Origin of the sequence: Aestuariivirga sp., from assembly GCF_044238155.1 — a bacterium.
GTDB lineage: Bacteria > Pseudomonadota > Alphaproteobacteria > Rhizobiales > Aestuariivirgaceae > Aestuariivirga.
This window is the reverse complement of the sequence record NZ_JBIIDX010000039.1, coordinates 1-21,636: the sequence shown is the minus strand read 5'-3', so window position 1 is coordinate 21,636 and position 21,636 is coordinate 1. Positions and strand designations below refer to the sequence as shown.

Genomic DNA, 21,636 nt, shown 5'->3' with positions numbered 1-21,636 from the left:
TTCCAAAGTCTGTCTTTTTCTTCCGCCGTGCTGCAGTCATTCGTGCTGCAGTCATTGATGAGTGATGTCATTCAAATTTGCGACGGAAACACCATGCCAGGCAAACTTCTGCAGAAAAGCATTGCTCGTCAGGAGTGGCGGCCGTGCAGCCGGCTAACCGGCAGCGCAGATGTGGAGAAGTTCGGGGGCATATCAGGTGACAGCAAAGGCAGGATCTGACTGCGGCAACCTTTGAGACGCTCGAATTTGTTGCTGATGGTGCTCACCGTCTCTAGGCCCGCCTTGAGGGACTGATAGAGGAGGTTATGTGCAGCCCGATAAGAAAAACAATCAGGTCGTTGTCCCGGGGGCATTATCGGACGCTTGGATATAAAAACCTGAAATAGCTCGGTATTCTGGCCGATCTGTAATTTGCCAAGCATCTACTAAAGATTGAGCATTATTCTTATTTGCGACTTTTGATTTACCTATGACTGAGTGGCGCATCTCTCGCCAGTATCCTGGCACGCTGCAGTCAGCCGCGCCGCGGCCGCGAACCACGGGCCCAAGTCCCAAGTCCCAAGTCCCAAGTCCTGACCAGCTGTAAGAAGCTCGCGGAGTGAGGGACTACCTGACATTGGTGGAAATTCTCACCATCCACGAGAATCAGTTCGAAAGATATGGCGCTATCCTTGGCGTGAGAGATGGCGCGATGCCCAAGGCGGCCCTCTACTGACCGCAGACTGGCTATTATAAGGGCCTTGTGGAGGAGGCTGCCGCACTCTGGGAGAGCCTCGCGCAGAGCCATCCCTACTTTGACGTAAATAAGCGCGCCGCATTCGCCATCACTTACACCTTCCTGACAATTAATGGCGCCCATATCACTGCGGACGCGGACGAGATCTTCTCCTTCATCGACGAACTCAACCAAATTCGCTCATTCCATTTGGCATCTCTTTTGGCCTGGCTTCGCGCGAACACAGAGCCGGCATGAATTGCGTTCCCGCAGCAGTTGAGGGCGTCGACCCGCGTCTCGGTTTTCCGTCTCATCTGCGCCCTTCATGTGAGCTACGATCAGCCAGAAATCCTCCCTCTCTCAAGTAATCCGGCTTGTCTCAAGAGCGCTGATGCCGGACCAATGAATGACATTGGAGATCTGATGGCCATCTCAATTGTCTTTCGCTGTGAATGGATTAACATGAATGAAATTCATCAGATATGCCGGTAACGTCTGACATGTACTACATTTGTACCGTTCACTTCAAAAACGAAATTTGGATTAAAAAGCAGATCCGCTATCTCCAGCAAAATGTGAAGTGTGATTGGCCTGACCGACATTTTGTACCAGGTCGAGTGAGAGACTATTGCATGTTTGCGGTTCCGTCGAGTGCGGGTGGTAGTGCGATGGTCACGGGTGCTGGCGGACGGTATCCGAGGGCCGAGTGTGGCCGTCGCGTGTTGTAGTGGATGCGCCATTGCTCGATGACAACCTTGGCTTCCCGGAGGCTATAAAAGATCTCGCCATTGAGGCATTCATCCCTGAGCTTGCCGTTGAAGGACTCGCAGTAGCCGTTTTCCCAGGGTGATCGTGGCTCGATGTACAAACTCTTTGCGCCAACCCCTTACAGCTCTTGGCGCAGGACCATGGCGATCATTTCCCGGCCATTGTCCCACCTGATGAAGGCAGGTACTCCTTCGAACAGCATGGCGTCCGCCAGCGTCTCGATCACACCGATGGCGTTGATCCGGCGAGCTACCCTGATTGCTAGGCACTTGCGGGTGCACTCATCGATCAGGGTCATCAGCCGGATACGGCGGCCATCATGGGTCGCGGCCTCAACAAAGTCGAAGCTCCAGACGTGGTTTGGATGTTCCGGCCGGAGCCGGATGCAGGACCCGTCATTGAGCCAAAGACGCGACCGTTTCGGCTGCTTTTGCGGTACTCTCAGCCCCTCACGGCGCCGCTCGCCATGGTCCTCGGACCGATGGCGGACCAAGGCTCGCAGCTGAACCCGGTCCTTGCCCACCATTATTCCACTGTCGTTGAGCATGGCCGTCACCCGGCGGTAGCCGTAGCGGCCATAGTTCGCGGCAATCAGGACGATGTTCCGGGTCAGCTCATCCTCGTCGGGCTTCAGCGTCGGAACGTATCTCTGCGTCCCAAGTGGTTGCCCGACAATACGGCAGGCTGTGCGCTCGCTCAGGTGGTATTTGTCCCGCGCTGCCTCAACAGCCTGCCGGTGCCGCTCGGGGCTTACAAGTTTCACTGACGCGGACCTTCGGTTCCCTCCGCAATATCCTTCAGGACCTGCTTCTCGAGCGACAGGTCAGCCACCAGCTTCTTCAGCCGACCGTTCTCAAGCTCGAGCTGTTTCAGCTTCCGGGCCTGCTCGACGTTCAGACCACCGTATTCCTTCCGGTACCGGTCGTAGCTCTGCTCGGTCATACCGGCCTCCTTGCAGGCCGCGGCAACTCTCTTGCCCTGGCTTTGCAGCACCTCAACCTGCCGCAGCTTCGTGACGATCTGCTCGGCTTCCAACCTCTTCTTCGGCATAGGCTTTCTCCTTTCCAGGCTAACTTCTCTCAATTCCCCTAGTTCAGAAAATGCCGGTCAGGTCAATCGTACCGATGTAAATGTGAAACTGGTGCTGCCCTCTTGTGAGTGCCGATTGGAGCACAAGCCCGATCCGGTCTGGGGGAATTGGCGGATCGATCAGATTCTGCCATGCGGCGAATGCCAATTGCCAGTAATTGACCAGCGCTGATGAACCAGCGTCCTCAGCGCCGACGATGGGGTCCAACGCCCAAATGATGAACCGGCAGTTTTCACCAGTGGCACGAGGAAACTCTTGCGGAAGAGTGTAGCGTAAATCTCGCTGTAGAGCATATCGTTCGTATCTTGCGCGCCTTAGCACAAACTGGCCTTGTTCGTCCTCGCAAACGGAGGAGTGGCATTTCTCTGATCGCAAGAAGCGGTCGACGGAACAACTGGGATGTTCACGATTCGGGACCGACAGACAATCTTGACATTGATCAGGCACTCGGTCCCCTTCGTTCTGTCGTGAGGGAGAAAACCAATGATCTTGATTGACACTCTTGACCGCGCAGACCTGCGTTTGAAAGGGAACGACGTCCTGATCAGCTGTTGCTTTAGCTGTGTCAGCCAGTAACAAGAGCTCCACCATACAAGTCAGTAAGGTGAGGCACGGAGAAAGCCCCCCCCCGACAAACGCTTCATGATGCGATGGGTAGTCCCTGTATTCAGTTCCGGTCAGAACACATTAGCCTTGGCTGAGCCTGCAGCACAACTGGCGCCTACCTTCGGAAGTGTGGACAGCAGCGCAAACTGCTTCGGAAATGACTGCCGCAACAAGGGCCAAAGGCGCGTGCCAGAACCGCCGCAGAGGAGGATTGGGTGGATCAATAAGGTTATTCCTTTTTCAATCAAGAGCGGACGCTTGATGAGTGATCGAGGAACCAGCGATAGGTCTCCTCAAGACCCTCGCGAAGATCAATACTCGATCGCCATCCGAGACGGGAAATGCGAGATACATCAAGGAGTTTGCGAAGAGTGCCATCCGGCCTGCTCCTGTCGAATCGAATAATACCCCGGAAGCCTGTGATCTCGGTTATCATTTCGGCAAGTTCCATGATGCTTATGTCAATACCCGTGCCGACATTGATGTGGCTGAGCATTGGCTGTGTCTCTGCCTGATAAACGTCCTTTGGCAGATCTAAGAGGAATAGGCACGCTGCTGCCATGTCGTCGACATGCAGGAATTCGCGACGCGGCGTGCCTGTTCCCCAGACTATAACTTCGTTCCTTCCATCACATACAGCTTCATGGAACCGACGGATGAGCCCGGGCAAGACATGGCTGTTCTCGGGATGAAAGTTATCGCCCGGCCCGTAGAGGTTCGTCGGCATCACCGAGCGGAAATCTGTGCCGTGCTGGCGGTTGTAACTCTCGCAGAGCTTTATGCCGGCGATCTTCGCGATGGCGTAGGGCTCGTTGGTGGGCTCCAGCACACCGGTCATAAGAGCATTCTCCGACATCGGCTGCTGCGCATCCTTCGGGTAGATGCAGGACGAGCCGAGAAAGAGAAGCCGGTCCACGCCCGCCTTATACGCGCCATGGATCAGGTTAGTCTCAATCATCAGGTTTTCGTAGATGAAACTCGCCGGATAGATATTGTTGGCGTGGATGCCGCCCACCTTGGCGGCCGCAACCACTACCGCATTCGGTCGCATGCGCTCGTAGAAGGCGCGCACATCCGCCTGCGAAGTGAGATCGAGCTCGCCACGGCTGCGAGTAATGGTCTCGATGCCCTCGGCCTCAAGCCGACGTAGGATAGCGCTGCCAACCATCCCACGATGGCCCGCCACGTAGACGCGCATCTCAAACCTCGACCGAAATGGGCAGGTCGAGCCCGTGCTCCTTAAGGAGACGCTGTCGGCGCGCGGTTTTTAGGTCTTCGGCAACCATTTCGCGGCACATCTCCTGCGCCGTGATCTGCGGCACCCAGCCAAGTTTATCATAGGCTTTCGTAGGGTCGCCGAGCAACGTTTCGACCTCGGCGGGCCGGTAGTAGCGCGGATCGATCCGAATGATCACCTGACCGGGCTTGACAGCGGGGGCGGCGTCGGAGGTGACCAGCTCAACGACTGCCACTTCAGCCTCGTCCTTGCCCTCGAAGCGCAGCGTCAGCCCCAACTCCGCCGCCGTCCAGGTGATGAACTCGCGTACCGAATGCTGCTTTCCGGTGGCGATCACGAAATCCTCCGGCTTTTCCTGCTGCAGCATCAGCCACTTCATCCGTACGTAATCCTTCGCGTGTCCCCAATCCCGTAGGGCGTTAATGTTGCCCATGTAGATGCACTCCTCTAGGCCCTGCGCGATATTGGCGAGGCCGCGGGTGATCTTCCGCGTGACGAAAGTCTCTCCCCGCCGCGGGCTCTCATGATTGAATAAGATACCGTTACAGGCATAAATCCCATAGGCCTCGCGGTAGTTCACCGTGATCCAGTATGCGTAAAGCTTTGCCACGGCATAAGGAGAGCGCGGGTGGAAGGGCGTTGTCTCGCGCTGCGGCGTTTCCTTCACAACGCCGTATAGCTCGGAGGTTGAGGCCTGATAGAACCGTGTCTTTCGCTCGAGACCGAGGAAGCGGATCCCTTCCAACAGACGCAGCGTGCCGATGGCATCGACATCCGCCGTGTATTCGGGTGTATCAAAACTAACTGCAACATGGCTCTGTGCAGCCAAGTTGTATACTTCGTCTGGCTGTACTTGATGTATAATTCGTGTTAGATTTGATGTATCTGATAGATCACCGTAATGAAGCCGAAGTTGCGGATTTGAATTGTGAGGATCCTGATAAATGTGGTCAATCCGTGCGGTATTGAATAAGGAAGTACGCCGCTTTATCCCATGCACCTCGTAACCTTTTTCAAGAAGAAACTCCGCCAAATATGATCCATCTTGTCCGGTTATCCCTGTAATTAACGCTCGCTTTGTCACGCAGTGTTCCTCCGGATAAACTGAAACAATTTTCGCGTGTTTTTAACTACCAAAGTCATTATACCTCCAACTCGATGATAGTGAATAGCACGCATGTCCTCTATGCTTTTAATAATTATTTGCCTTAGGTTGCGGTTACTCTCCCCGCCTAGGCGCATTCTCACCAACACTTCAGGTATGTAGGCAAGTCGTAGCTGCCCACGCACGAGGTATCGCAAGGTAGCCTCGTAGTCAGCTGCGATTTTGAATGAAGTGCCCTACAGGATCCACACAGTTTTGACCGATAACGGCATCCAGTTCCGGTTCCCGCCGCGCTACGCCAAGGGTCCGACTGCCCGGTACATTACCCACATGTTCGATATGCGCTGCCGAGAACATGGGATCGAGCATCGCTTCACCAAGATCAATCATCCGTGGACCAATGGACAGGTTGAGCGAATGACTCGAACCATCAAAGAAACCACAATCAGTCGCTACCACTACGATGATCACAAGCAGCTAAGACAGCACCTCGATACTTTCATTGCAGCCTATAATTACGGCCGCCGTCTCAAAACACTCAAGGGTCTGACCCCATATGAGTTCATCTGCAAATGCTGGACAAATCAGCCAGGCAGGTTCAGGGTCAATCCAATCCATCAAATGCCAGGACTAAACACCTAGTTGCGTCTTACAAATTCAAAATCTGGATGTTGGGAGCCAGGAGCCCATATTCGTTCGAAATGCGTTTTGCCGGAGCTCTATACACCATATCAAACGACGGACGTTTACCTCAGGATGATGAGATCTCCTTTTGCAATCTGCTGTCCAATCCTGCGCATATGGTTGTAGAGGAGGTGACTGTGCAGTCGCTCGAGAAGAAACCCTGCGCTCCTGCGCTGTTCTCTGTCCCGCGGCACAAAAGTAGGCGAATTGACGAAATTCGCCGCACGGGCAAGGATTATGAGAATGTCCCTGAGCGTCTCCCTGCGATAGATGCCGACTGTCGCCGACGGGATCAAGTCGGGACGGGTCACAAACTGGGCCAACTCCGCGTCCGACAGTATTGCTTCCCGGCAAAGAAACATCCCAAATGAAAGGAAGTCCTCAATTTTATGGCAATGTGCGAATTGACCAAGTACTTGGCCCAAGTTCGATTGCAGATGCAAAGGCTTGCTGACTAGTTCGGCCACTGCGTGTCGCTGAAATTGTGCCGACAGTGCAGGAAGCTTCTCAAGATCGAGCCAAAGAAAATGACTACCGTCTGAGACCGCACCACACGGAGCGCTGGAGATAAATTTCCGATATTGAATAAGTCGAATGAATTCTTTCTCTTTCGTGATCTCGTCGAAGTGATCGCTCAACCAGATCAACTGGCTGAACTCCGATAGTGTGTGTCCATTCGGACCCAGCCTTGCATCGTTAGCTATAATCAGCTTGCAAGGGCCATCGACATGCTGGTCGACGGGGCTGATCATGACATCAACGTATCCGAGACCAACCCCTCGAAATGGCTCGTGCCCAATGCAGATGTTGATTGTATTGGCTGAAAGGCCATTAGCGTGCTCACGCTCAAATTGAAAGCCACTGATCAACCGATTGATGGCAAGCCCCGGTCGAGGCACCCGGGGCGGGGGGCGCCGGAGAAAAGGTGCCGGCTTGGGCCACTCGACACGCCGGAGACCCGCAACTAGGTCGAGTGCGGATGCGGCACTGACGCCCGTGGCGATGACCGCACAGCCACGCTTTGCTCCGGTTTCCTCGCAAGAGGGTAGGTTGGGAAAATAGAGGGCTAACCTGTCGGATTGCGACGATGCGAGAATATCCGTCGTTAGCCGCCGTCCAGGACCGTAATCGTCGAAGCCGTAGCCAGGATCGCCAGGAACTTCGAAGTCGTCAATGACGATGACGGTATCCTTGTTGGCGCCCAACACCAGTTCGATCTCTTTGATGAGCGGCAGATCGGGGTTCCAGTGCGCATCTAGATACAAAAAAAGCGGGTCTTCGACCGACGATAGCCGCCTCGCCAGAAAATCTCGGCTATCTCCCAACTCCACAGTGATGGCAGGGAACTCGGCAAGTTTGCGGCGCGCAGTCGCAAACCAGCGGCGATCCAACTCACAAGTATAGACTGGGCCAGCAAAATTTTCAGCGAAAAACCGCGTGGTTGTTCCCCGAAATGTTCCCGTCTCGAGAATCGTCCGGAATGGCAAACTTCTGAGAATTGCCTCAATCACCCTTCTCCTGCCGGCTTGTCCATTGAACGGGGAAGACCACCACCCCACCGGTTCGGGAACCTGATCGTCCAGAAGAGACGCGGCATCGGCAATCCGGCTCCCGACGTCATGCAGGCCCAATGCAACAAAGTCATTTGCCAGCAGCTGGATCGCATCCGCTGCCTGCAGAAGTTGCGCGTCCTCCAGAGCTCTCTCGAAGAATAACTCGAAGTACCTGCCACCCTCCGGATGCTGGGCCTGAACAACCCGCCCGGCAAGGACAAACCCCCTTGCCCGAAGCCAGCTTTCGATCTCATCTGCCCTCGCACAACCTTCGTACGCCTCGAAATCCGCCGTCTCTACCCTCAGACGACGAATAGTTGTGAGCACCCGTTCGGCACCCTTCAACACCAAAAGCTCACTGCCTTGAGTATCGAGTATGAGGGAGTCGATCCCGTTCAGATCAAACGCCCCCTCAAGTAATAGCTGGTCGAGCGTGGTCGAGACGAGGTCAACACTCCCAACGAAGTCGACTTCCGGCCATATCTCTCTATGCTTTGCGAGCTCAAGAATAGACGATGACTCGGCATTGTTGTTCGAGATACGAAACTTAAACTTCTGGCCGACCATATCCGTGACCAGAGCCCTGACTGCAAGCTGCCTCGGGATTTCCGCAATGTTTCTGGCCAACTGCTCAAATACGTCAGGAAGCGCCTCAATCCAGACAACCTTCAGACCGTGACGAGCGTAGACATGCCGCTCCTGTCCAGTGTTGGCTCCGACATGGATAACTCCGCGCGAAAGGCTCAGAAGGTTAGTATCATGATCCTGCATGGACTTCTTTCTTCGGCAGTCGAATTGAACCTGAGACAATTATCACTCTCGGACAAGAGCTTGTCTAAGCGCGAGCCTGCAAGACGCCCCCAACTCAATTACTATCATTGGTTGTTTTTCATGATGGACCAAGTGTGAAAGGTCGAGTGACCAGAGTGACCCCTCGATCTGAATACGAAACATCTCTAAATACTGCAATGTAGAAAATTCATTTTTGTGTCATGCCTGATGGCATCAGCCTGATCCCTCAGCTAAATGATCCCCGAGAACAATCATTCTCGGAACTAAACACCTAGCTAAAGAAACAGATCACACGAAAACCTCGACGGCAACTTCCACTAACGCCACTGCGTCTCAAGTTCTTCAATCAACTGTGTCGCAACACAATAACTTAGATTGCCATGTCACCTGGCGATCTCACACAGTCATGACAACATCTGACATTGCAGCATTGCTTCCACAGAACCTGAAGCCACAAGTTCATTCAAAGACCGATCAAGCAAATGCAAACCGCCTTGCAGATAGCATTTCAATAATTCAGATGATGCTGACCGTGGGCCGGGGCACGGTTTCTTGAGACAGTCTGCTGCGCTACCGATCGTATAGACGGAGGTAGAGCATGGACGGGAAGAATGGGTTGGAACCGGGTGTGACGGAGGCCGCGGCGGCGCCAGCGCGCGCCCAGAACGCTGGCGATGGCGACGCCGGGGGGCCGGACCGCCACTGCGGTTTTCGGCGAAGAGGAAGCTGGCGGCCTTGCAGCGACTGCTTCGGGGCGAGTCCCTGGAGAAGGTGTCCCGGGAAACGAATGTACCCGTGCACCGGTTGTCGGAATGGTGCGACCGGGCGCTCCTGGGTGCGGAAGGTGCTCTGAAGGAACGTGAGCGGGACGCCAGAGACGAGGAGATCGAGCGGCTCAAAGCCAAGGTGGGCGAGATCACCATGGCCAACGAGCTGCTCTACGCAAAAATCGACATGCTGGAGGGCGGGCGCCCTTTGGCCGGACGGAGGTTGAGGAAATGACCCGCACCACCTCGGTCTCCACCCAAAACTGCTATCCGGTCGCGGCGGTCTGCCGCGTCTGGAAATTCCCGCGGGCGACGCTGTACCGGCATCGGGCGGCAGAAGCCATGCCAGCCCCTCCGGCACGCCGGCGCGGGCCCAAGGGTGCCTGCAGCGACGCGGAATTGCTGGCGAAGATCAAGGCCGTCATTGAGGCGTCGCCGTTCAACGGGGAAGGCTATCGCAAGGTCTGGGCCCGACTGCGGGCAGACGGCGTTCGCACGGCGGCGCGCAGGGTGCGGCGGATCATGCGGGAGAACAGCCTGCTTGCGCCGCAAAGGCCGGTGGACAGGGAGGAACATCCGCATGACGGGACGATCGTGACCCACAGGGTGGACCAGATGTGGGGAACCGACATGACACAGACGGTCACGACCGCCGAGGGCCGTGCCTATGTCTTCATCGCCGTCGACCATTGTTCGGGCGAGCTGATCGGAACCCATGCCTCTTCCAGCGCCAGCCGCTGGCAGGCCCTCGAGCCGATCCGGCAGGGGGTGGCGAAGCACTTCGGTGCGGTGGAGGAACACGTTGCGGCCGGTCTTGTTCTTCGTCACGATCACGGCCCCAACTACATGGCCGATGACTTTCAGAACGAGATCGAATTCCTCGGGATCGAGAGCTCTCCCGCCTTCGTGCGCCAGCCGGAGGGCAACGGTGTCGCCGAAAGGGTCATCAAGACGCTGAAGGAGCAACTGCTCTGGGTCCGGTACTTCCCGACCATAGAGGCACTTCGCAAGGAGCTCGCCGAGTTCGCCGACATCTATAACGCATCGTGGTTGCGGGAGCGCCACGGGCACAAGACGCCCAATCAGATCAGGGCCGAACAGAAGGCCCTTGCATCCGAAGCCGCCACAGTGTTCAAATTGGCAGCGTAACCGGCGCAGCGAACTGTCTCATAGACGTGCCCCGGTACAAGATGATGCTGACCGAGCGACCAGAGAGACCACCGTTGACTGATACAAAAAAAACATCGATCAAACGAACGATTAATCCCAAAGCACCTTTTAAGCTGGAATTAATGAATTTTTTCACCCTAACGAACCCTCTCATTCAGCACGGTCGCAACGTCGAATCGCAAAACGGTGAGGATGGGATCATCGAATACATTTTTGGAATTCTGCCTCCTGAAAACCATAGGTACTGTGTAGAGCTTGGCGCATGGGATGGAAGATATTTGTCGAACTGCTTTAATCTAGTTCGCAACCATGACTGGCAAGGATTGTTCATAGAAGCCAATAAGGAGAAATTCCAGAAATTACTAATTAACCACAAGGAATATAATAATGTAAAATGCTTGAATAAACTTGTTGAATTTGAAGGAGAAAACAAGCTTGACAACTTCATTGCCGAGGCTGATTTTCCGCCACAGTTCGATCTGCTCTCAATAGATATCGATGGCGCAGACTACTTTGTCTGGGAAAGCACAGAACGCTTCAGGCCAAAAGTCGTCATCGTAGAATTCAACCCAAGCATTCCAAATGACGTCGTATTTGTTCAAGCAAAAGACATGGCGGTCAACCAAGGCGCTTCATTGCTGGCCCTAATCCTGCTTGGCAAGCAGAAAAGCTACGAACTTGTCTGTGTTACGGCGTGCAATGCGATATTTGTTACTTCTGAATTTTTCCCCAGATTCAATATTGACTCCAATCACATTTCACAAATGTACAGCCCTTTGTGCAACGGACGAATCTTCCACGGTTATGACTCCTATATTCATGTAACGGGAATGCCTCATCTGCTGTGGTCGAACACGACGGTCGCTTCTGAAGATTTTCAGGTATTGCCAATATCTCTCAGACGATATGGAGATGCACAGACGGAATGATGTTCCGTCGAACATTTATCGGTAGCGCAATCTAGGTATTTGATATCAGGCTTTGATGGTGCAATTTTTCTCAGGAATGGAAGGAGGCACTATAGGCCAGGTTCGTCACGGTAGCGCCACTACGACTGAGGCAGTCCGTCGCGCAATACAGAATAGTCAAGAAAGCCTGAGGCAGCTAGCGAAGCGCTACGGGATCAATCAGAAGACAGCTGCCAAATCGAAAAACCGGAAACCGTCGCCGATCTCCCTACTGGCCCGAGAGATGCAAGATCCACGGTTCTCTCGCTGGATGAAGAGGCCATTGTCGTTGCCTTTCCAGGCTATCTTCTCTTAATTTGCCTGGTTGAGAAAAGGCCGGTCAGGTCAATCACATTTAGAAGTCGAACACGGCGATACGGTCAGTCAGCGGGTATTCCTCAGGTCAAGCAAGGAATGCGTCATCGCGCCTGGGCCTTGGTACGGATGCATATAAAGCGTGATCATCGAAAAAGCAGTTGCCACCGATATGCAAGTCACGGCAATCGCAAACAGTGCAGTCCGTGGATTAGGTCTGTGCACCGCACCTACGCCTACATAAGCCATAAGAGCAAGAAGATAGAAGCCAACAACCCCAAGGTAACCCCGCCACGGGTGGTCAATGGCCCTACCCTCCTCGTTGGCCTTGCCACCTGCGCAAGCTGTGGTGCCGGCATGACCCGCACTGGCACCACGAGGCGTGGCAAAAGCTATACCTATTATAGCTGCGGCGGCCATCACACCAAGGGCCGCTCTGTCTGCAAAGGCCTCCACCTTCCGACCGAGAAACTAGACCGGCTGGTGACCGACGCCGTCCGGGAAAAGCTCCTGACGTCTGAACGGCTCGCCATCATACTTGAGGCTCTCATTGACCGGCAGGCAACGAAGGACATCAGTGTCGCTAACCGCAGGGCCGCCCTCGAAGCCGAGGTCAGGGAAACCTCCGACAAGCTGGCCAGGCTCTACCACGCAATTGAAGACGGGGTCGTGGATCTCGACAGCCAACTCAAGGAGCGCATCACTGCCCTTAAAGCGACCCGTGACGTTGCACAGGCTTCGCTCGAGCGCATCGCTGAGCAGGCACACACTTCCAAGGCCCTGACACCTGAGCGCATTGACGCCTTCGCCTTGATTCTCCGTGACAAGCTCGGCACTGCCGACATCCAGGCCCGCAAGGCCTATCTCCGCGCCGTCATCCAGGAGATCCGCGTCGATGACCACAAGATCCAGATCATCGGCGACAAGGCTTCTCTCGCAGCCGTCATCGCAGGACAGCATACTAGCGCTGGAAAAGTTAGTGGTTTTGTTCGGAAATGGCGACCCCGGCAGGATTCGAACCTGCGACCTAGTGCTTAGAAGGCACTTGCTCTAGTCCAGCTGAGCTACGGGGTCGTCGGGCGCGTCAGTGTGTCCAGTTATCAGACCGGCCAAACTTGAAATTGTCAGAATAGGATTTCTTGATCACCCGAGCGACCGGGGCCTCGGGCAGGACGACATGGGCCAGCCCCTCGCGCTCACAATAGGCAATGGCCTCGTCCTTGGTGGCGAAGGTAAGTCTGACCTGCTGGCGCGTATCGGCCGACGAGGTCCAGCCCATCAATGGCTCGGCACTGCGCGGCGCCGCAGCCTCGAATTCCACCACCCAGAGACCTGCGGCGGCCTTGCCGGACTGCATGGCGCTTCGGGAGGGTTTGTAGATTCGAACGGGCATGGTCTGTGCTCCCAACTCGGTCATGGCGCGGAAACCATGGTCGGGGTGGCCAGATTCGAACTGACGACCCCCTGCGCCCAAGGCAGGTGCGCTACCAGACTGCGCTACACCCCGACTGCGGCTTCCGCTCGCGATCAGCCTCTTATCCGATAATACCGCAGCGGGGCAAGGCCAGACGGGCAAGGCCCATTGAGCCCGGGCCTGGCCACCCGCACTCTGCGTCACCCATTTGACCGCAGGTCCACCGCCAAAGCTGCAAGAGTTGCGTTGCAGCGCATTAAGGGCTTATTCCGTTGCCTCATCAACGTTCCCGGAGTAGTCGAGAGCTCGGGCGTTTGCCCGCACCGGGGCAACCCGAACCCGCCATGCCAGGAGAATTGACCGTGCCCATGTTCACGCTTGACGAAAAGCTTGCCCGCATCAGGGCCGGAAAATACACCCGCGCAGATTTCATCATTGCCGACGCCAAAGATGGCGACATGGGCCCGAGCATGACTGCGACCGGCCCGAAACGCGCCAGGGACGGCAGCTTCACCCGCCACCACACCCGCCCGGAATTCCTGCAGAACATCCGTGCCATCATCGACCAGGCGATCGTCGACATCATGCTCGTCTCAGCCTCGAACCTGGAGGCCTTGCACGAGGCGGGCGCCTTCCGCAACAGCGCCGTCAAGCCCGCGATTCGCGCCAATGACACAACCGACATCTGGGTGATGCGTGGCGCGGGCTATTCCAAACTGCCTTCCCGGCCATTTCGCTCGGCCAATCTCGCCCGGGTCATGCACGGCGGACTTGAAGCCAATCCCAACGCAACCGTTACCGGCACAGATCTCGGTCTCTATTCGATCACCTTCAACAATGACCTCGACCGTGACTATGCATCACTCGAGGCTTTCTCGGCCTTCCGCGAGGACGCGGCGCGCAATGGCTTCAAGTATTTCCTGGAAGTGTTCAACCCGAACGTCGGCACCGGCATCGACCCGGAGCAGCTGCCCTTCTATGTCAACGACTGCATGATGCGCTGTCTCGCTGGCGTGACCAAGGCAGACCGCCCGCAGTTCCTGAAGATCCCGTTCAACGGTGCGAAGGCGCTGGACGAGCTAGCCTCTTACGATCCAAGCGTCATCGTCGGCATATTGGGCGGAGGCGCCGGCACCACGCGGGACTGCTTCGAGCTCCTGAACCAGGGGGAAAAGTACGGCGCCCGCGTGGCGCTGTTCGGCCGCAAGATCAACCTCGCCGAAGACCCGCTCGCGATGGTGAGTTTCATGCGCGAGGTGGCAGGCGGCAACATCGCGCCAGCTGAGGCGGTGAAGGCTTATCATGCAAGCCTTGCCAAGAATGGCATCAAGCCGTTGCGTGATCTGGCCAGCGACAACGAGATCACCGAGAAGGTTCTGAAAGGAGCCTGACATGACGGCGCGTGCGCGCAGGGGTTTCGTCACTGGCGGCACCTGGTGCGTGGACGCCAACAAGATCGTGAGCCACTGGCCAAGAGAAGACGGACTTTCGGAATACCTGGGCGAGGAAAAGGCGAATGGCGGGTCTGGCAGCAATTTTGCTCTCGACATGCGCCAGCTCGATCCGGCCATGCCGCTCGAGACCATCACCCTGATCGGTGATGACGAGGACGGACGCTTTCTGATGGACGTTGCCGACAAGGCAGGCATCGACCGAAGCCGCATGCAGGTAACGAGAGATGCGCGCACCCATTACACCGATGCCTTCATCTCCGCCGAGAGCCATCGCCGCACACACATCTACTTCCGGGGGACTTCCGCCCTCCTGTCGCCCGATCACTTCGACTTCAGCACGGTCAGGGCCCGCATTCTGCATCTCGGACTTCCTGGCGTGCACCGCATCATGGACGAGCCCTGGGGCAGCGATGCCAATGGCTGGGTGAGCGTGCTGCGCAAGGCGCGGGCGGCTGGGCTTGAAACCAACATGGAGCTGGCCAGCGTCGGCGCCGAAGCCATCAGGCGCATCGTCACACCCTGCCTGCCGCATCTCGATACGCTGGTGGTAAACGACGTCGAGATCGGCGCGCTGGCCGGTGTCGTCGCCTCCCACGACGGCGTGACAGACATAGCAGCAGCCGAGCGCGCGGCCCGGCTGGTCCTGGATCAGGGCGTGAAGCACATCGTCGTGGTCCACTCGCCGACGATTGCCATCGCCGTGATGCATGGCCGACCGACTGTGCTCAAGGGTTCCGCCACGATCCCATCCGAACTCATTGCCAGCGCCAATGGCGCAGGCGATGCCTTCGCTGCAGGAATGATGTTCGCCTGGCATGAGGGCTGGGAGATCGAGCGCTGCCTCACGCTTGCCCATGCCAGCGCCGCGTGCTCTCTTCGCGGACTAGCCACAACCGGCTCGCTGGAGACCTGGCAGTCCTGTCTGGATCTTGCCGATGGCTGGGGGTGGCGCAGCTGAATAGGCAGGGCCTCTCAGCCCAAACACGTGGAGGGACGGGCATGACGCATAACTTCCTGAGCGGGCTGACCGGGTCCTTTGCCATGCCTGCAGCGGAAAACCCCACCGTCGCCATGGTCGAGGCGGCTTATCGCCACCACGGCCTCGACATCCGCTACATCAACTGTGAAGTAACACCCGAACGCCTGGGCGATGCGGTCAGGGGCGCCCGTGCCATGGGCTGGATCGGCTTCAACTGTTCGATTCCGCACAAGGTGGCGGTGATCGAGCATCTGGACGGCCTCGGCGAGTCCGCCGCCGTCATGGGGGCCGTCAATTGCGCAGTAAGAAGGGCTGACGGCTTCATCGGCGAGAACACGGATGGAAAGGGTTTTCTGCAATCCCTTCGTACAGTCACCGACCCGAGGGACAAGACGGTCGTCATGTTCGGGGCGGGAGGCGCGGCGCGGGCCATTGGAGTCGAACTCGCCTTCGCAGGTGCGAAACGCATCATCATCGTGAACCGTAGCGCCGAACGCGGCCGCGGTCTGGCCGACTTGCTCAACAGCCGGACAGCCGTGCAGGCGGAACTTGTCACCGACAGCGCGCCTTACCGCGTCCCGGCGGAAGCAGAAATCTTGGTCAATGCAACGTCGATTGGCCTCTATCCCGATATCGAAGGGCGCATCAATCTCGACGTGTCGAGCCTCCATCCAGGCCTGATCGTGGCTGATGTCATTACCAATCCACCACGCTCACCGCTGATCCGGGATGCTGAGGCGCGCGGTTGCCGCACGCTCGACGGGCTCGGCATGGTGGTCAATCAGGGCGTCATCGGCATCAAGTACTGGACCGGCATTGACGTGGATGCAGCTGTCATGCGCCGGACTTTGCAAGACCTCCTGCTCTGATCCGCTCAACTGATTTGTTGACAAGCCCCGGTTTTTGGGGCGCAATCAAACTCAGGTTCCGAGGGGATCAGCGCCCCGCGGTTCTGACATTAGACGATCAGTCGCCTCAACCAATATGCTCCGCTCCAGGGGCACAGTTCCGATGGGAGGATCCACGTGAAGACGTTTCTGAAAGCCACTCTGCTCGGCGCCGCCGCAATGGCGGTATTCGCTGCAGCTCCATCTCAGGCCGCTGGCATCGGCGCCTGCCTGATCACCAAGACCGAAACCAACCCGTTCTTCGTCAAGATGCGCGAAGGCGCTTCTGCCAAGGCTGCGGAACTGGGAGTTGATCTAAAGACCTATGCCGGCAAGGACGATGGCGACAATGAAGGCCAGGTTGCGGCGATCGAGACCTGCATTGCCGATGGCGCCAAGGGTATCCTAATCACGCCGTCTGATACCAAGGCCATCGTGCCCTCGATCAAGAAGGCGCGTGACGCCGGCATACTGGTAATCGCACTCGACACGCCGCTCGAGCCCATCGACGCTGCCGACATGACAATGGCCACTGACAACTTCCAGGCTGGCTTCCTGATTGGCGCCTATGCCAAGGCAAAGCTCGGCGATGCCGCAAAGGATGCCAAGATCGGCTTCCTCGACATCAACTCCAAGCAGGTCACTGTGGACGTGCTGCGCGACCAGGGTTTCATGGCGGGCTTCGGCATTGACGTTAAAGACCCCAATGTGATCGGCGACGAGGATGATCCTCGCATCGTTGGCCATGACTATACCAACGGCAACCCCGAGGGCGGCCGCAAGGCCATGGAGAACCTTCTCCAGATCAACCCTGACATCAACGTGATCCACACCATCAACGAGCCTGCCGCAGCAGGCGCCTATGAAGCGCTGAAGGCCGTCGGCAAAGAGGGCCAGGTGCTGATCATGTCAGTGGATGGCGGTTGCCCAGGCGTGAAGGATGTTGCGGCCGGCATCATCGGCGGTACCTCGCAGCAGTACCCGCTGCTGATGGCTTCGATGGGCGTCGAGGCGATCAAGAAATTCGCCGATACCGGCGAGAAGCCGAAAGCCACCGAAGGCAAGGCCTTCTTCGACACCGGAGTGCAGCTCATCACTGATAATCCGGTCGAGGGCGTGCCCTCAATCGACACCAAGAAGGGCCTCGAGCTCTGCTGGGGCTAAGCGTCATCGCCTTGCGATGAACCAGGCATGACAAGTGCCGGAGGGCGGCCTGCGCTGGCCGCCCTCCCCACGGCACAACATCGAACGACACTGACACAAGAGCGGCGGCATGGTTCCGCCATGAAGCCGCAACGGCGGCAAGGAGGAATGGGCCGATGGCGCAGGCGCAGGATTTCGAGAAAAGCCTCGAGCAGACCGATGCAGCGGTCGTCCACTTCAGCGAGGGCGACTCGGCCATCCGGCGCTTCCAGCAATTCCTGCATGCCAGCCCGGCAGCAGTACCGCTCATCGTACTGATCCTTTCGGTCGCGATCTTCGGCGTGCTGGTCGGTGGCAAATTCTTCAACGCCTATTCACTTACACTCATCATCCAGCAGATCACAATTGTTGGCATCGTGGGCGCAGCCCAGGCGCTCATCATTCTCACCGCCGGCATCGATCTCTCAGTAGGCGCCATGATGGTGCTGTCCGCGGTGGTGATGGGGCAATTCACATTCCGCTACGGCATTCCGGTTCCAATCTCGATCCTCTGCGGCCTAGCCTGCGGCACCCTGTGCGGTTTCATCAACGGTTGGCTTGTAGCGGTCATGCGGCTCCCGCCGTTCATCGTCACTTTGGGAACCTGGCAGGTCTTTAATTCCATCAAATACATCTACTCCCGCAACGAGACGATCCGCGGCCAGGATATTGAGGCCGAAGCCCCCCTGCTGCAGCTTTTTGGCGCACAGATCAATCTAGGCGGCGCGGTGTTCACGCTAGGCGTTGCCTTCATGTTTGCGCTGGTACTCCTGCTTTGGTACGTCCTGAACTATACGGCTTGGGGGCGAAGGCTTTACGCTGTCGGTGATGACCCCGACGCTGCAGAGCTCTCGGGCGTGCCCGTCAAACGCATGTTGATCACGGTCTATACTCTTGCCGGCCTCATCTGTGGCATGGCCGGGTGGGTCCTGATCGGGCGGATCGGTTCCGTCTCGCCCACCTCCGGCGAATTTGCCAATATCGAATCGATCACCGCCGTGGTGATCGGCGGCATGTCATTGTTCGGCGGGCGTGGCTCGATTCTCGGCATGATCTTCGGTGCGCTCATTGTGGGTGTATTCTCGCTCGGCTTGCGGCTTTATGGAGCTGACGCGCAGTGGACGTGGCTACTGATCGGCGTGCTGATCATCGGCGCCGTCACGGTTGACCAGTGGATCAGAAAGGTTGCAGGCTGATGTCGCAAGCTCCCATTCTCACCGCGCGAGGGCTGGTGAAGCGCTATGGCCGGGTTACCGCCCTCGACAAGGCAGATTTCGATCTCTACCCCAACGAAGTACTGGGGGTGATCGGCGACAATGGCGCTGGCAAGTCGACCCTGATCAAGGCCATCTGCGGAGCGGTCGTTCCCGATGAGGGGGAAATTCGGCTTGAAGGCAAGGAGTTGAAGTTCAGGTCACCGATGGATGCAAGACTGGCTGGGATAGAGACCGTCTATCAGAATCTTGCGCTCTCTCCGGCGCTGTCAATATCCGACAACATGTTCCTCGGCCGCGAAGTGCGCAAGCCCGGTATCCTGGGTGGCCTGTGCCGCATGCTGGACCGAAAGGCGATGGAAAAGCAGGCCCGGGAAAAACTTTCCGAACTGGGGCTGATGACCATCCAGAACATCGGCCAGGCGGTTGAAACCCTGTCAGGCGGCCAGCGTCAGGGCGTTGCCGTTGCGCGTGCAGCTGCCTTCGGCACCAAAGTGCTGATCATGGATGAACCCACTGCCGCGCTGGGTGTCAAGGAATCGCGCCGCGTACTGGAGCTGATCCTGGACGTCAAGCGCCGCGGGCTGCCCATCGTGCTGATCTCGCACAACATGCCACATGTTTTCGAGGTTGCAGACCGCATTCATATCCACCGCCTCGGCAGCAGATTGTGCACCATACGGCCCAAGGACTTCAGCATGTCAGATGCGGTGGCCTTCATGACCGGCGCAAAGACCCCGCCATCAGAACTGCTGGCCGCCTGAGTTGAGGCGATCTGCGGCGATCTGCTAACAAAACCATGACGGCAGCAGTCGCAGCAAGACCGGGTAATGGTGATGAGATGCCTTGATCTTGAGGCGCACAGCCTTTGGACCAGATGGTACTTCAGCTGACAACCAAGGTGCAACGAGCGCCGCAACGCCGATCAGGCAGGGTCAGGAACGGTAACGCATTATTGCGCATCCTTGAACAAGCGGTGGTAAACCTTGTCACCAGCACGAATGCGATGCTTGGCGGTGACACCCCCTGCCAGTTCCAGAACGGCCAAGACCGGCTCCGTGATGCCAACCGTGTCAAAAGAGCCCGGGGTCGTGTTCTGTGCGATATAGGCAATCGTGCCATCTGCCCGAATGAACAACATGTCGAGCGGGATCAGCGTATTCTTCATCCACATGTACACGGGCCTGGGTATTCCCATATCAAACAGCATGCCGCGATCTTCCGGCAGGCGCTGGCGGAACATCAATCCGCGGGCGCGCAATTCAGGCGTGTCTGCAATCTCCACCGTGAACATCAAGGCATCATCGTCGGTGGCAATGGTAAGCGGCTCGATCTTGGAGAGCAGAACTTCTTCGGCAGCCAGACCAAGCGGCCGCGTGAGCGCGACTACCGCAATCACGAGCAAAAGAGTTCTGCGAATCAAGAGTAGACTCCGCAACCGCCTTTGTGCTGCGGCCTATTGAGTGTGGGCCGGGCCGCCTTCAAGAGACAGGCGCACCTCTGCCGCCATCTTGCCCTTTGGACCATCTCCGAACCGCACATAGATCCAGCTATCCGGCAACAATTCCGGGATCGCCGTCTTGCGGAGAGTTTCCATGTGAATGAAGATGTCTGGGTTACCCTCGCCCTCCGAGGCAAAACCAAAACCACGCGCCCTGTTGAACCACTTGACCCTGGCACGTACCCAACTGCTCGAGGCGGTTACCACCGAGTGAGTGCGCGGCCGGCGTTCCACCGGGTTTATGGCCGTCGACGTATCAACCGCCAGAACGCGAAGGCACTGATAGCCCTTCTGCCGCGCCACCGCCTCGCATACCACCCGGGTGCCCTCAAGCGGGGCATCAAAACCGTCACGCTTGAGACAGCTCAGATGGAGCAGCACATCCTGCATGCCGTTGTCGGGAATGATGAAACCATAGCCGCGGCCAACATCGAACCACTTCACCAATCCACTTACCTGAATGATGCGAATGTCACTCTCGGGCGTGTCCTGCTGCGAGGAAACTGCTTCACCCTTCAATCCGCCGCTCACCGTCATGTCTTCAACTCTGTCCCCTGGCAGGCCTGGACGAACACCATGCCGCCACCCAAAACCACTCTGCGCAAATCCTGTGCATTTGTACAGAGCAAGTGCAAGCGGTATGTGGAAAACCTGAAGTGGCAATTCACGCCTCGGCCAAGGCGCGGGAAACACTCCAGATATTCCGACTATCCTGCAAACCGGCTATTGCCACACCCGGCAGAATGGCTCACCGAACCATGGCCTGTGCGCATTCTGAAACGACGCTGATTCGCGATCACTCCGCAGCAAGGCGCTGCATCAGTTTCTCCAACACGGCACTGATCTCGCCGCGTACGACAAGTTGAGCAAGCCCATCAAGCCCGGTTTCCTCCCGGTTGATGATGACGAGCGGAGTACGGTTGTGACTGGCAAGAACCGGAAGACCGGCAGCCGGAAAGACCTGTAACGACGAACCAATGGCGAGAAACAGATCGGCTTTGAGCGTAGCCGCGCGCGCTGCCGCCATCTCATGTTCGGGCATTGCCTGCCCAAAGGAGACGGTTGCAGACTTGACGATGCCGCCACATCTCATACAGGCTGGAGGTGCCTGCGCTTCGGCCAGAATGCCGCGCACCCAGGAAATTTCGTGACGCACCCCGCAATCCAGACACTTGGCGTGGGTGCCGCTGCCGTGAATTTCAATGATGCGATCAGTTGGGACCCCCGCTGCCGCATCGAGCCCGTCTATGTTTTGG

17 protein-coding genes, 2 tRNA genes and 6 pseudogenes are annotated in these 21,636 nt (G+C 57.1%); 13 read left to right on the top strand and 12 right to left on the bottom strand.

Annotated features, from left to right (window positions below):
* Together ACILRN_RS05965 and ACILRN_RS05960 are read left to right on the top strand one after the other, a co-directional pair.
* A partial coding sequence (locus ACILRN_RS05965; RefSeq protein WP_395686457.1) for a hypothetical protein occupies positions 1 to 219 on the top strand: 219 nt, incomplete at its 5' end.
* 523 nt (positions 220 to 742) lie between these two features.
* Positions 743 to 973, top strand: a complete 231-nt coding sequence (locus tag ACILRN_RS05960) for a type II toxin-antitoxin system death-on-curing family toxin (protein ID WP_395686455.1) — start codon at positions 743 to 745, stop codon at positions 971 to 973.
* A 367-nt stretch (positions 974 to 1,340) separates the two neighbouring features.
* Here ACILRN_RS05960 and ACILRN_RS05955 read toward each other — a convergent pair.
* The 4 genes and pseudogenes from ACILRN_RS05955 to gmd all read right to left on the bottom strand — a co-directional run bounded on the left by ACILRN_RS05955 (position 1,341) and on the right by gmd (position 5,500).
* Positions 1,341 to 2,533: pseudogene (locus tag ACILRN_RS05955) on the bottom strand (IS3 family transposase).
* Between the two features lie 780 nt (positions 2,534 to 3,313).
* A pseudogene (locus ACILRN_RS05950) lies at positions 3,314 to 3,412 on the bottom strand (sugar phosphate nucleotidyltransferase); the annotation flags it as partial.
* Between the two features lie 11 nt (positions 3,413 to 3,423).
* The gene (locus tag ACILRN_RS05945) at positions 3,424 to 4,377 is read right to left on the bottom strand and encodes a GDP-L-fucose synthase family protein (RefSeq protein ID WP_395686453.1); all 954 of its coding nucleotides are present in this window, start codon (positions 4,375 to 4,377) and stop codon (positions 3,424 to 3,426) included.
* 1 nt (position 4,378) lies between these two features.
* Positions 4,379 to 5,500, bottom strand: coding sequence for a GDP-mannose 4,6-dehydratase (gene gmd, locus ACILRN_RS05940; RefSeq protein ID WP_395686451.1), 1,122 nt, complete (start codon positions 5,498 to 5,500; stop codon positions 4,379 to 4,381).
* Between the two features lie 240 nt (positions 5,501 to 5,740).
* On the opposite strand from gmd, the pseudogene ACILRN_RS05935 reads away from it, so the two are divergent.
* Positions 5,741 to 6,163 (top strand): annotated as a pseudogene (locus ACILRN_RS05935) (integrase core domain-containing protein); the annotation flags it as partial.
* Positions 6,164 to 6,267: 104 nt separating this feature from the next.
* Here the strand turns inward: ACILRN_RS05935 and ACILRN_RS05930 are convergent.
* Positions 6,268 to 8,529 carry an FkbM family methyltransferase gene (locus ACILRN_RS05930; RefSeq protein WP_395686450.1) on the bottom strand — a complete coding sequence of 754 codons (2,262 nt, stop codon included), beginning with the start codon at positions 8,527 to 8,529 and terminating at the stop codon, positions 6,268 to 6,270.
* A 723-nt stretch (positions 8,530 to 9,252) separates the two neighbouring features.
* On the opposite strand from ACILRN_RS05930, the pseudogene ACILRN_RS05925 reads away from it, so the two are divergent.
* The 4 genes and pseudogenes from ACILRN_RS05925 to ACILRN_RS05910 form a co-directional block, all read left to right on the top strand.
* Positions 9,253 to 10,466, top strand: a pseudogene (locus ACILRN_RS05925) (IS3 family transposase).
* Positions 10,467 to 10,507: 41 nt separating this feature from the next.
* Positions 10,508 to 11,416: a hypothetical protein gene (locus ACILRN_RS05920; protein WP_395686448.1), complete on the top strand. Its 909-nt coding sequence runs from the start codon at positions 10,508 to 10,510 to the stop codon at positions 11,414 to 11,416.
* Between the two features lie 91 nt (positions 11,417 to 11,507).
* A pseudogene (locus tag ACILRN_RS05915) lies at positions 11,508 to 11,741 on the top strand (IS481 family transposase); the annotation flags it as partial.
* Between the two features lie 107 nt (positions 11,742 to 11,848).
* Positions 11,849 to 12,190, top strand: a pseudogene (locus ACILRN_RS05910) (zinc ribbon domain-containing protein); the annotation flags it as partial.
* Between the two features lie 30 nt (positions 12,191 to 12,220).
* Here ACILRN_RS05910 and ACILRN_RS05905 read toward each other — a convergent pair.
* The 4 genes from ACILRN_RS05905 to ACILRN_RS05890 form a co-directional block, all read right to left on the bottom strand.
* A complete protein-coding gene (locus ACILRN_RS05905) occupies positions 12,221 to 12,709 on the bottom strand; it encodes a hypothetical protein (protein ID WP_395686446.1) in 489 nt (162 codons plus the stop codon).
* 36 nt (positions 12,710 to 12,745) lie between these two features.
* Positions 12,746 to 12,823 (bottom strand) — tRNA-Arg (locus tag ACILRN_RS05900).
* 10 nt (positions 12,824 to 12,833) lie between these two features.
* A complete protein-coding gene (locus ACILRN_RS05895) occupies positions 12,834 to 13,142 on the bottom strand; it encodes an ETC complex I subunit (RefSeq protein WP_395686444.1) in 309 nt (102 codons plus the stop codon).
* Between the two features lie 37 nt (positions 13,143 to 13,179).
* Positions 13,180 to 13,256, bottom strand: a tRNA-Pro gene (locus ACILRN_RS05890).
* A gap of 275 nt (positions 13,257 to 13,531) precedes the next feature.
* On the opposite strand from ACILRN_RS05890, the gene ACILRN_RS05885 reads away from it, so the two are divergent.
* The 6 genes from ACILRN_RS05885 (at position 13,532) to ACILRN_RS05860 (ending at position 19,643) form a co-directional block, all read left to right on the top strand.
* Complete coding sequence (locus tag ACILRN_RS05885; protein ID WP_395686463.1) at positions 13,532 to 14,554, top strand: hypothetical protein; 1,023 nt, start codon at positions 13,532 to 13,534, stop codon at positions 14,552 to 14,554.
* A 1-nt stretch (position 14,555) separates the two neighbouring features.
* On the top strand, positions 14,556 to 15,575 hold the full coding sequence (locus tag ACILRN_RS05880) for a carbohydrate kinase family protein (protein WP_395686442.1): 1,020 nt from the start codon (positions 14,556 to 14,558) through the stop codon (positions 15,573 to 15,575).
* Between the two features lie 41 nt (positions 15,576 to 15,616).
* Positions 15,617 to 16,465 (top strand): shikimate dehydrogenase, encoded by an 849-nt coding sequence (gene aroE / locus ACILRN_RS05875; RefSeq protein WP_395686441.1) that lies wholly within the window; start codon positions 15,617 to 15,619, stop codon positions 16,463 to 16,465.
* A gap of 198 nt (positions 16,466 to 16,663) precedes the next feature.
* Positions 16,664 to 17,647 carry a sugar ABC transporter substrate-binding protein gene (locus tag ACILRN_RS05870; RefSeq protein ID WP_395686461.1) on the top strand — a complete coding sequence of 328 codons (984 nt, stop codon included), beginning with the start codon at positions 16,664 to 16,666 and terminating at the stop codon, positions 17,645 to 17,647.
* Positions 17,648 to 17,802: 155 nt separating this feature from the next.
* The gene (locus ACILRN_RS05865; protein ID WP_395686439.1) at positions 17,803 to 18,861 is read left to right on the top strand and encodes an ABC transporter permease; all 1,059 of its coding nucleotides are present in this window, start codon (positions 17,803 to 17,805) and stop codon (positions 18,859 to 18,861) included.
* Positions 18,861 to 19,643: an ATP-binding cassette domain-containing protein gene (locus ACILRN_RS05860; RefSeq protein ID WP_395686437.1), complete on the top strand. Its 783-nt coding sequence runs from the start codon at positions 18,861 to 18,863 to the stop codon at positions 19,641 to 19,643. Before ACILRN_RS05865 ends, ACILRN_RS05860 begins: the two co-directional genes overlap by 1 nt.
* Before the next feature lie 188 nt (positions 19,644 to 19,831).
* Here ACILRN_RS05860 and ACILRN_RS05855 read toward each other — a convergent pair whose 3' ends face one another.
* The 3 genes from ACILRN_RS05855 to ACILRN_RS05845 form a co-directional block, all read right to left on the bottom strand.
* On the bottom strand, positions 19,832 to 20,302 hold the full coding sequence (locus tag ACILRN_RS05855; RefSeq protein WP_395686435.1) for a DUF192 domain-containing protein: 471 nt from the start codon (positions 20,300 to 20,302) through the stop codon (positions 19,832 to 19,834).
* Between the two features lie 33 nt (positions 20,303 to 20,335).
* Positions 20,336 to 20,917, bottom strand: a complete 582-nt coding sequence (locus tag ACILRN_RS05850) for a cold-shock protein (RefSeq protein WP_395686433.1) — start codon at positions 20,915 to 20,917, stop codon at positions 20,336 to 20,338.
* Between the two features lie 259 nt (positions 20,918 to 21,176).
* A complete protein-coding gene (locus ACILRN_RS05845) occupies positions 21,177 to 21,629 on the bottom strand; it encodes an SIR2 family NAD-dependent protein deacylase (protein ID WP_395686459.1) in 453 nt (150 codons plus the stop codon).
* Positions 21,630 to 21,636 lie beyond the last annotated feature (7 nt).